Source organism: Streptomyces sp. NPDC059080 (genome assembly GCF_042739975.1).
GTDB classification, from domain to species: domain Bacteria; phylum Actinomycetota; class Actinomycetes; order Streptomycetales; family Streptomycetaceae; genus Streptomyces; species Streptomyces benahoarensis.
This window is the reverse complement of sequence record NZ_JBHYGX010000072.1, coordinates 1-8,640: the sequence shown is the minus strand read 5'-3', so window position 1 is coordinate 8,640 and position 8,640 is coordinate 1. Positions and strand designations below refer to the sequence as shown.

The following is an 8,640-nucleotide window of genomic DNA, read 5'->3' as shown; positions in this document are numbered from 1 at the left end:
GGCCCGGGGGGGCGGCGGGGGGGGGGGGGGGCGGGGGGGGGGGGGGGGGGGGGGGGGGGGCCGCGCGCCCGGGGCGGCTATCGGTTCTCCGTCTCCTCCAGCTTCTGCTGAAGGCGGTTCATGCTGCCGAGCCAGCGATCCGGTTCGGTGGCGCGTGCGGTGTAGTACCCGGCGACCTCCGGGTGCGGCAGGACCAGGAAGCGGTCCTCCGCCATCGCGTCGAAGAGGGCGTCGGCGACGGTCGCGGGCTCGACGGCGGTGGGGGTGAGGACCAGCTCCCCGGCGGCGCCGGTCGCGGCGAGCATGTCGGTGCGTACGCCCTGCGGGCAGATGGCGTGCACCGCGACGCCGCGGTGACGGTAGGTCAGCGAGAGCCATTCGGCGAAGGCGTACGCGCCGTGCTTGGTGACGCTGTAAGGGGCCGCCTCGATCATGGTGAGGAGTCCGGCGGCGGAGACGGTGGAGACGAAGCGGCCCGCGCCGCGCGCCAGCCAGCCGGGCAGCAGCTCGCGGGCGGCGCGGACGTGCGCCATGACGTTGACGTCCCAGGCCAGTGCCCAGTCCTCCTCGGGGGCGCCGGGGCCCCCGCCGGTGCCGACGCCCGCGTTGGCGCAGAAGATGTCGATGTCGCCGCCGAGCGCCTCACGGGCGGCCGGGACAACCGCGGAGGCGTCCCCGGGGACGGCGAGCCCCCCGATCTCCCCGGCGGTCTTCTCCGCCTTGGCCGCGTCGAGGTCGTTGACGACCACCCGGGCGCCCTCGGCGGCGAAGCGGCGGGCCAGTGCGGCACCGATCCCCCCGCCCGCCCCGGTCACGACAACGGCCTTGTCCCGTACGGCTTCCACGCTGGCTCTCCTCGGTCGGGTCGCTCGGCTCTCCCCCAGGAGGCAGACTAACCAGTCGGTATGTCGCAGTGGAAGAGCCGGATGCGCCACCGTCCGGCGCGTTCCCCGCCGGTCGCGGGCGGGTTACGGTGCGCCCGGTACGGACCTGTCCGCTCACCGTTCCCGGAGGGCCGCACATGACCCTGTCCCGACGTCTGCTGCTCGGCCGTCTCGCCGCGACCGGGGCCGCCGGTGCGGCGCTCGCCGCCGCGCCCACCACCGCCTCCGCCGCGCCGCCGGGCGAGCCCGGTCGCCGCCCGGTACGCACCGGCTTCGACCGGCTCGCCGCCGACGGCTACCGCCTCCTCGACGGCCACTCGGTCGGCATCGTCACCAACCCCACCGGCGTCACCCCGGACCTGCGCCACCTCGTCGATGTGCTGCACGCCGACGAACGGGTGCGGCTGCGCGCGGTGTTCGGCCCCGAGCACGGCTTCCGCGGCACCGCGCAGGCGGGCGGTTCCGAGGGGCGGTACGACGATCCGGCGACCGGGCTGCCGGTGTACGACACGTACGGCAAGAGTGGCCGGGAGCTGGCGGAGATCTTCACCGCGTCCGGGGTGGACACCGTGGTCTTCGACATCCAGGACGTCGGCGCGCGCTTCTACACGTACATCTGGACGCTCTACGACTGCATGGTGGCCGCCGCGCTGGCGGGCAAGCGGTTCGTGGTGCTGGACCGGCCCAACCCGGTGACCGGGCGGGATGCGGCGGGGCCGGTGCTGGATCCGGCGTACGCGTCGTTCGTCGGCCGTAAGCCGATCGCGCAGGCGCACGGGATGACGGTGACGGAGCTGGCGTGGCTGTTCAACGGCGAGTTCGTGGCGGCGGACGCGGGGCGGCCGGTGCGGCTGGAGACGGTGGCGATGTCCGGGTGGCGGCGCGGCGACTTCTTCGACGCGACCGGGCTGCCGTGGGTGCCGCCCAGCCCGAACATGCCGACCCCGGACACCGCGCTGGTCTACGCCGGGACCTGCCTGTTCGAGGGCACCAACCTCTCCGAGGGACGCGGCACCACCCGGCCGTTCGAGCTGCTGGGCGCGGAGGGCATCGACCGGCGCTGGGCCGCGGCGGCCGGCGAACTCACCCTGCCCGGTGTGCGCTTCCGGGAGGCGTACTTCGCGCCCGCGTTCTCGAAGTTCGAGGGGAAGACGGTCGGCGGGGTGCAGCTGCACGTGACGGACCGGGCGGCGTTCGACCCGGTGCGCACCGGTATCGCGCTGCTGGTGACGGCCAGGCAGGTGTGGGACGGCTTCGCCTGGCGGCCGGATCTCGGCATCGACCGGCTGACCGGTTCCGCGACCGTCCGCACGATGATCGACAAGGGCGCCGGGACGGACGACGTCGTCGCCGCCTGGCAGCACGACCTGGCCCGCTTCCGGGCCGTACGCCGCCGCTACCTGCGCTATCCGTAGCAGCGCACCCGAAGGACACTCCCCGGCATCCCACGGTCCGGGACACGCCGTCCCATCTGTTGACTGCACGTTGCGCCACTCTGCACGGCGGACGCCGGCCCGGGGCGCGGGCCCCGGACCGGCGTCCGCCATCGGTGCGTCCGCGGGTCAGCGGTGCGCGGGGAACTCCACCACCTGCTGGTAGGTGGGGCGGTTCTGCCAGCTGATCGCGGTGTGGGTGAGGCCGCCCACGGCGCGGTGGATGATCGCGTCGGAGCACCACTGGTCACCGGCCTTGCAGCTGTCGTCGCCGGGGTAGACCTGCTCGGCCGTCTTCCCGGCCGCCTCGCGCAGCGTGTCGAGGAGGGTGCCGCGGCAGGCGGACAGGGCGCCCTTGCCGCAGAACGGCCGGGCCAGCGGCGCCTGCACCTTCTCCCCCAGGACCGAGCGCAGGTCCTTGTCGACATAGCTCCACCAGCCGTACTGGAACGCCGATCCGGCGTGCGCCCCGGTCGGGCCGTGGCCCGCCGACGGCGACTCGTCGATCGCGAGGTTGGCGTTGAGCGCCTGGTAGAGGTCGCCGCCCAGCTCCGGGGCGAAGGCGCCCTTGACCAGCAGCGGCCACCAGGCGTCCATCAGCCGGACCGCGTCGGGGTGGGTGTAGGTGTGCGATCCGGCGGCGGTCTCCCGGCGCTGGGAGCCGTCCCGGCGCCACGAATCGAGCTGCTGCACCGCCTTCTTGAGCTGCGGATCGGTGACCGGCTCGCTCTGCAGCACCCGCAGCAGCTCCGGCAGCACGTCCTCACCGCGCAGATCGGTGACGGCGGCCTCGGACATCGCCCGGGTCAGCGAGGCGCGGGTGACGCCGCCCTCGGCGGTGAGGGCCGCGACCCGGTCGTCGAGGAGGTCGGCGCGGTGCACCGGGCCGTTGCCGAAGCCCGCCGAGTCGTAGTCGGCGGCCTGCTTGTTGTTCCAGGAGACGTAGTAGTCCTGGTTCACCGACTGCGGATGCTGGGCGGGCGGGGTGTAGTCGGTGAGGTTGTTCTCCGGCTGAAAGCCGCGCCACTCGTACTCCGGTGCCGCCTTGATGGGCAGCGCCGGGTCGACCTTCGGGTTGCGGACGGGGTTGAGGCCGCTGTTGTAGTACGCGATGTCGCGGGAGTCGGCGTAGAACCAGTTGAAGGCGTAGCCGATGTGCTGGGCGGCCTGCTGGAACGTCGCCGCGTCGCGCACGTACGAGGGGTCGTTGAACATCTGGAAGCCGATGATGGAGTCGGCCTCGTGGCGGTAGGTGGAGCGCAGCGCCGTGTAGGCGACGGGCTTGCCGCCGATGGTGGCGCGGTGGGTGACGGTGCCGTACTTGGTGCGGAAGATCTGCATCCGGTACGAGCCGGCGGCCGTCGGATCGGCGATGGTCGGCTTCCAGGAGTTGGTGCGCTCCAGCTTCTCCATCGGGACACACTCGCCGTGGTAGCGGTAGGCGACCGAGTCCTTGGTGGCCGGGGAGCCGTCCGTGTTGCACAGGTCGACGGCGTAGGTGTCGGTGATGTCCTGGCCGGCGGAGGTGGCGCTCCAGGCGTAGTCCTGGCCGCGGCCCAGCTGGACGTACATGCCGACACCGGCGAAGGAGGCGCCGCGGGCGCTGATGCCCGGGCCCTGGATCTCCTGGAGCATCAGCAGCTGCGGGGCGAAGTAGCCGGCCTGCGGCCCGAAAACGGCGACGGGGTGACCGCTCGCGGTGCGCTTGCCGGAGACCAGCAGGGCGTTGGACATCCCGCGGTGCTGGGTCGGGTCGAAGGCACCCTTGGGCAGCACGCCGTCCTTGAACAGCCCTTCCAGCTTGCGGTACTTGGCGGGTGCCCGGACCGGCTCCTGTGCGGGCTTCTTGGCGCCCGCCGCGCCGGTGCGGTCGAAGACCAGCTGCTCAGGGGTGACCGATCCGGCGTCGGGCAGCGCGGTGCCCTCGGCCTTGGCGGGCTTGACCGCGTACGGGAAGCTCTGGCCGTCGTGGAGGGTCTTGGTGGCCTCGGGGTCGTTGCGCTCGCGGAAGGACTCCCAGAGCGCGGTGCCCTTCTCGACGCCGTACTTCTGCTGTGCGGAGAGCAGTGCGAGGGCGGACGGGACCTCGCCGCCACCGCCGTTGCCGAAGAGCCCGCCGACGACGGAGGCAAGGGCGATCAGGTCGGTGAGCTTGAAGGGCTGGATCTCCCCGGCGTTGGTGATCGCGTCGACATGGCCGGTGAGCACGTACTCACCGGGGAAGTAGCGGCCGTTCTTGGACTTTTCGCGGTAGGTGTTGATGCCGTCGACATACGCCTGGGCGTCCGCCATGGCCTGCTTGCCGCGTGGGCCGTTGGTGTCCCGGATCCGGTCGACCTGCGCCTGGAGGTCGGCCTCGGTGTACGGCGCCTGGGGCCAGAACTCCTGCTCCAGGCCCTGGTTGGCGAGGGCGCCGCCGGCGAACGAGGTCAGCTCACCGCGTCCGATGTGCCGGAAGAGGTCCATCAGCCACAGGCGGTCCTGCCCGGCGGCGTATCCGGCGCCGAACTCGGTGCCGTAGCGGGTGGTGCCCTTGATGTGCGGGATGCCGGTCTTCTTGTCCCGGGTGATGGTGACGTCGTCGCGCGGCGCGGTGACCTTGTCGACCTGGTCCTTGGGCACGCCGAAGGAGGAGTCGTTGAAGAAGTCGGTCAGGGTGTCGTCGGTGAGCGACCGGTAACCGCTCGCCAGGGCGCCGTACGGGGCGAGTTGGTCGTCGGAGTGCGCGGGGTGGGTGCCGAACACCTTGCTCGCCAGGATGTCGGCGAGGGTCGCGTTGCCCGTCGCGCCCGGCGGCAGGATGTCGGCGCACTGGCCCTGGCAGTAGTCGGAGTCATCGGGGCCGTCGGCCGCGGCCGCGGTGGGAGGCGGTGCCAAGAGCGTGGCACCCAAGGCGAACAGGGCTGCCGCGGCGGCGGTCCTGAGCCTTCCGGTACGTCGTCGCATTCCTGCTCCTCGGGAGGCGGGTGGGGCCGGACGTTACCGCTGGTTACCTCTCCTCGGGAAGATGAGCAACAGTCACCTTTTCGCATCCCTCACCGGACACCCCCGACGACCTCAGCCCCTTCCGCCCCGCACCGGGGATCCGCAAGAAAATTCGATGGATCCGGGCGGCCTTCCCCTGCGTCCCTTCCGTGTCCAGTCGGGTCCTCCCCACGGAGGTGGGATGAAAATGGCCGGTTTCAGAGCTTTCGCCGCGCAGGTCCGCGATCCGCGGCTCCTCGCCACACGGCGCCGCACCGCCCTGCGCAAATGCCTGGAGCGCTTCGCCCCTTACGGGCACCGCGCGACCTGGCACCACCTGTGCACCCGGGCCGGTATCACCCCGCAGGACCGTGATCCCGACCCGGCTCGCCTGCTGGCCGCCCTCGCCGAACTGGAGGAGGCGCGCGCCCTGTGGCTCGCGTACGAGGCGGAGTGCGTCGCGCGGCGCCGCCGGGAGAAGCGGGACGGCATCCGGCAGCCCGGTGCGCTCGACGCCTGGCACCGGCGCACCTGGGGCGGCTGCGAGATCGTGCCGTGCGCGGCACCGCACCGGCATCCCGCGGCGCCGCTCGCGGCGGTCCTGCACACCGTCATCACGGCGATGGAGGCCGGACGGCCCCGGCGCGACTGCCCGGTGTGCGGCTCCCCCCGCTTCCGTCCGCTCGCCGACGCGGACCGCCGGGCCGCCGGACCGGTCTGCGCGGGCTGCGGCGTGATCACCCCGGCCGCCCTGCTGACCCGCGGCACCTTGGCGGCGGCCCGGCGCGACGCGTCCGGCACGGCACACGCCGCCGAGGCGGGAACGGTGACCTCGGCGCCCGGCGTGCACTTCGGGGCGTCCATGGCGGCCTGAACGGCCGTTGCGTCCTGCGGAGTTCGGCCCTTCGCAGCGGGCCCGGACGGCTCCCCCGCCGCTGACAACGCCGAACTGATCGCCGCGGCAGTAGGGTTGGCGGCGGTCGCCCTCGGGCGCGGCGCGGGTCTCCGCCCCGGCCGCCCGGGAGCCGATATCCGACGGCGGCGCACCCGGCGACTCCCCGGGCGCCGCCTCCGGCGGGTGAAGCGGGGCGGAACCCCGTCCCGCACCGCCCGGAAGCCGACAGAACCGCTCACGGACGCTTTCACCGCCGTCCGCCGACGCCGCACGGCACTCGGGCCCGCGGCACCGCCGAGAAGGGGAACCTCCATGGCCGAGCTGCACGATCTGACCGCCCTCGAACAGGCCCGCGCCATCAGCGCGGGCGACCTCTCCCCCGTCGAGCTGACCGAGCACTATCTCGCCCGTATCGAACGGCTCGACGACACCGTCGGGGCGTTTCTCACCCGCACCCCGGAGATCGCCCGCGAGCAGGCCGCGGCGGCGGAGCGGACCGCCACCGCCGCCCGCCGCGAGGGCCGCCCGCTGCCACCACTGCACGGCGTCCCGGTGCCGGTGAAGGACCTCAGCCAGGTCGCCGGGGTGCGTTTCACGATGGGCTCGCTCGCCCTGGACGACCACACAGCCCCCGTCGACGACCATGTCGTCACCCGGCTCCGCGCCGCCGGGACCGTCCTGCTCGGCAAGACCAACACCCCCGAATTCGGCCTGCCCTGCTACACGGAGAACAAGCTGGGGCCGCCCGCCCGCACCCCGTGGGACCTCGACCGGTCGGCGGGCGGATCCAGCGGCGGGGCGGGCGCCGCCGTCGCCGCGGGCCTGGCGCCGCTCGCCCATGCCTCGGACGGCGGCGGTTCGATCCGTATCCCCGCCGCGGCGTGCGGCCTGGTCGGCCTCAAGCCCAGCCGCGGCCGGGTCAGTTCCGGCCCGGTACTCCACGACGTCACGGGCCTGAGCACCTCCGGCCCCCTGGCCCGCACGGTCGCCGACGCCGCGGCGCTCCTTGACGTGCTGGCCGGGCCGATGCCGGGGGACGCGTTCACCGCGCCCGCACTGCCGCCCGGCGCAACGTTCTCCGCGCAGGTGGGGCGCGCCCCCGGGCGGCTGCGGATCGGCGTCCTGGCCGGGGCGCCGGTGCCGGGCGCCGAGGTGCACGAGGAGTGCCGACGGGCGGTGGCCGACACCGCGGCGCTGCTGAGCGGCCTCGGCCACCACGTCGAGGAGGTGTCCCTGCCCGCCGACGCCTCCCTCCTGGAGGACTTCACCCGCGTCTGGTCGGTGATCGCCGCGAACCGCCCCGTGCCGCCCGGCCGCGAGGAGCTGCTGATGCCGCTCACCCGCCATCTCCGCGAGCGCGGCGCCACGGTGTCCGGCCCGGAGTTCGCCCGCTCCCTCTACGCCCTGCACCACCTCGGCCAGACCGTCGCCGACACGCTGATGCCGTCCGGCGGCTACGACCTCCTCCTCTCCCCGACGGTCGCCGCACCGCCGCCGAAGGTCGGGGAACTGCGCAACGACGCCGACCCACAGGCGGAGTTCGCCGCCATCGGTGCGTACTCCCCCTTCAGCGCCCTCTACAACGCCACCGGCCAACCGGCGGTCAGCCTCCCGCTGCACCAGACCCCCGAGGGTCTGCCGGTCGGCGTGATGCTCGCGGGGCGGTATGGGGAGGAGGCGGGGTTGATATCGGTGTCGGCTCAGCTGGAGATCGCTCGGCCTTGGGCGGGAAGGAGGCCGGAGGTGTGGTAGTCCGGGTACGGGTTTTCCTTCACTTGGCCGGAGTGCGGCGAAGCCTGGGAGACAGCGAGGCCCGGGAGTTGCCTCACCGCACCTCTCCCGGTGCCTCGTCCGCACGGCCACCCGCGGCGTCCCCGGAGGGCGCCCCGGGCTCGGCCATCCCCCGGTCCACCCGCAGCCGGCGTGCCCCCGGCCCCTGTTGGCCGAGGTTGTCGTACGGGTTGGAGAGGGCGCAGCGTTCGAGGGAAAGGCAGCCGCAGCCGATGCAGTCGGTCAAGTGGTCGCGCAGGTCCACGAGTTGGCCGATGCGTTCGTCGAGTTCGGCGCGCCATGCCTCGGAGAGGCGGGCCCAGTCGTCGCGGGTGGGGGTGCGTTCGTCGGGGAGTTCGGCGAGGGCGTCGCGGATCACGGCGAGGGGGATGCCGACCCGCTGGGCGGCGCGTACGAAGACGACGCGGCGCAGGGTGTCGCGGGTGTAGCGGCGCTGGTTCCCGGGCGTGCGGGTGCTGCTGATCAGGCCCTTGGTCTCGTAGAAGTGCAGTGCGGAGACGGCGGCGCCGCTGCGTGCGGAGAGCTGGCCGACGGTGAGTTCATGGACCTTGAAGGGAAGCTGAGGCACGGGCCCAGACTAGCTTGATCTTTAACCTCAGGGCCCGAACGAGTCCTCGTACTTGATCACTCGGACTGGTAACTGCCGTGCGTGCGGGCGGCCTTCGGCTGAGCA

General features: G+C 73.3%; 6 protein-coding genes. 3 read left to right on the top strand and 3 right to left on the bottom strand.

Going from position 1 to position 8,640, the window contains the following annotated elements; translation table 11 throughout:
• Positions 1–77 precede the first annotated feature (77 nt).
• Complete coding sequence (locus tag ACFWWQ_RS29345; protein ID WP_384602269.1) at positions 78–845, bottom strand: SDR family oxidoreductase; 768 nt, start codon at positions 843–845, stop codon at positions 78–80.
• A 176-nt stretch (positions 846–1,021) separates the two neighbouring features.
• Here ACFWWQ_RS29345 and ACFWWQ_RS29340 point away from each other — a divergent pair, with 176 nt between their 5' ends.
• A complete protein-coding gene (locus tag ACFWWQ_RS29340) occupies positions 1,022–2,299 on the top strand; it encodes an exo-beta-N-acetylmuramidase NamZ domain-containing protein (RefSeq protein WP_384602267.1) in 1,278 nt (425 codons plus the stop codon).
• 147 nt (positions 2,300–2,446) lie between these two features.
• On the opposite strand, the gene ACFWWQ_RS29335 is transcribed toward ACFWWQ_RS29340, so the two are convergent.
• Positions 2,447–5,263, bottom strand: a complete 2,817-nt coding sequence (locus ACFWWQ_RS29335) for a penicillin acylase family protein (protein WP_384602265.1) — start codon at positions 5,261–5,263, stop codon at positions 2,447–2,449.
• 226 nt (positions 5,264–5,489) lie between these two features.
• Between ACFWWQ_RS29335 and ACFWWQ_RS29330 the strand changes: the two genes are divergently transcribed.
• Positions 5,490–6,155: a hypothetical protein gene (locus tag ACFWWQ_RS29330; protein ID WP_384602263.1), complete on the top strand. Its 666-nt coding sequence runs from the start codon at positions 5,490–5,492 to the stop codon at positions 6,153–6,155.
• A gap of 333 nt (positions 6,156–6,488) precedes the next feature.
• The gene (locus ACFWWQ_RS29325; protein ID WP_384602262.1) at positions 6,489–7,928 is read left to right on the top strand and encodes an amidase; all 1,440 of its coding nucleotides are present in this window, start codon (positions 6,489–6,491) and stop codon (positions 7,926–7,928) included.
• Between the two features lie 73 nt (positions 7,929–8,001).
• Here the strand turns inward: ACFWWQ_RS29325 and soxR are convergent, their stop codons facing one another.
• Positions 8,002–8,535, bottom strand: a complete 534-nt coding sequence (gene soxR / locus ACFWWQ_RS29320; RefSeq protein ID WP_384602260.1) for a redox-sensitive transcriptional activator SoxR — start codon at positions 8,533–8,535, stop codon at positions 8,002–8,004.
• Positions 8,536–8,640: the final 105 nt, after the last annotated feature.

What these genes read in the sequence shown, in the direction of transcription:
- ACFWWQ_RS29335 (WP_384602265.1), bottom strand. Translation starts at nt 5,263, where the DNA reads ATGCGACGACGTACCGGAAGGCTCAGGACCGCCGCCGCGGCAGCCCTG.
- ACFWWQ_RS29325 (WP_384602262.1), top strand. Translation starts at nt 6,489, where the DNA reads ATGGCCGAGCTGCACGATCTGACCGCCCTCGAACAGGCCCGCGCCATC.
- ACFWWQ_RS29330 (WP_384602263.1), top strand. Translation starts at nt 5,490, where the DNA reads ATGGCCGGTTTCAGAGCTTTCGCCGCGCAGGTCCGCGATCCGCGGCTC.
- ACFWWQ_RS29340 (WP_384602267.1), top strand. Translation starts at nt 1,022, where the DNA reads ATGACCCTGTCCCGACGTCTGCTGCTCGGCCGTCTCGCCGCGACCGGG.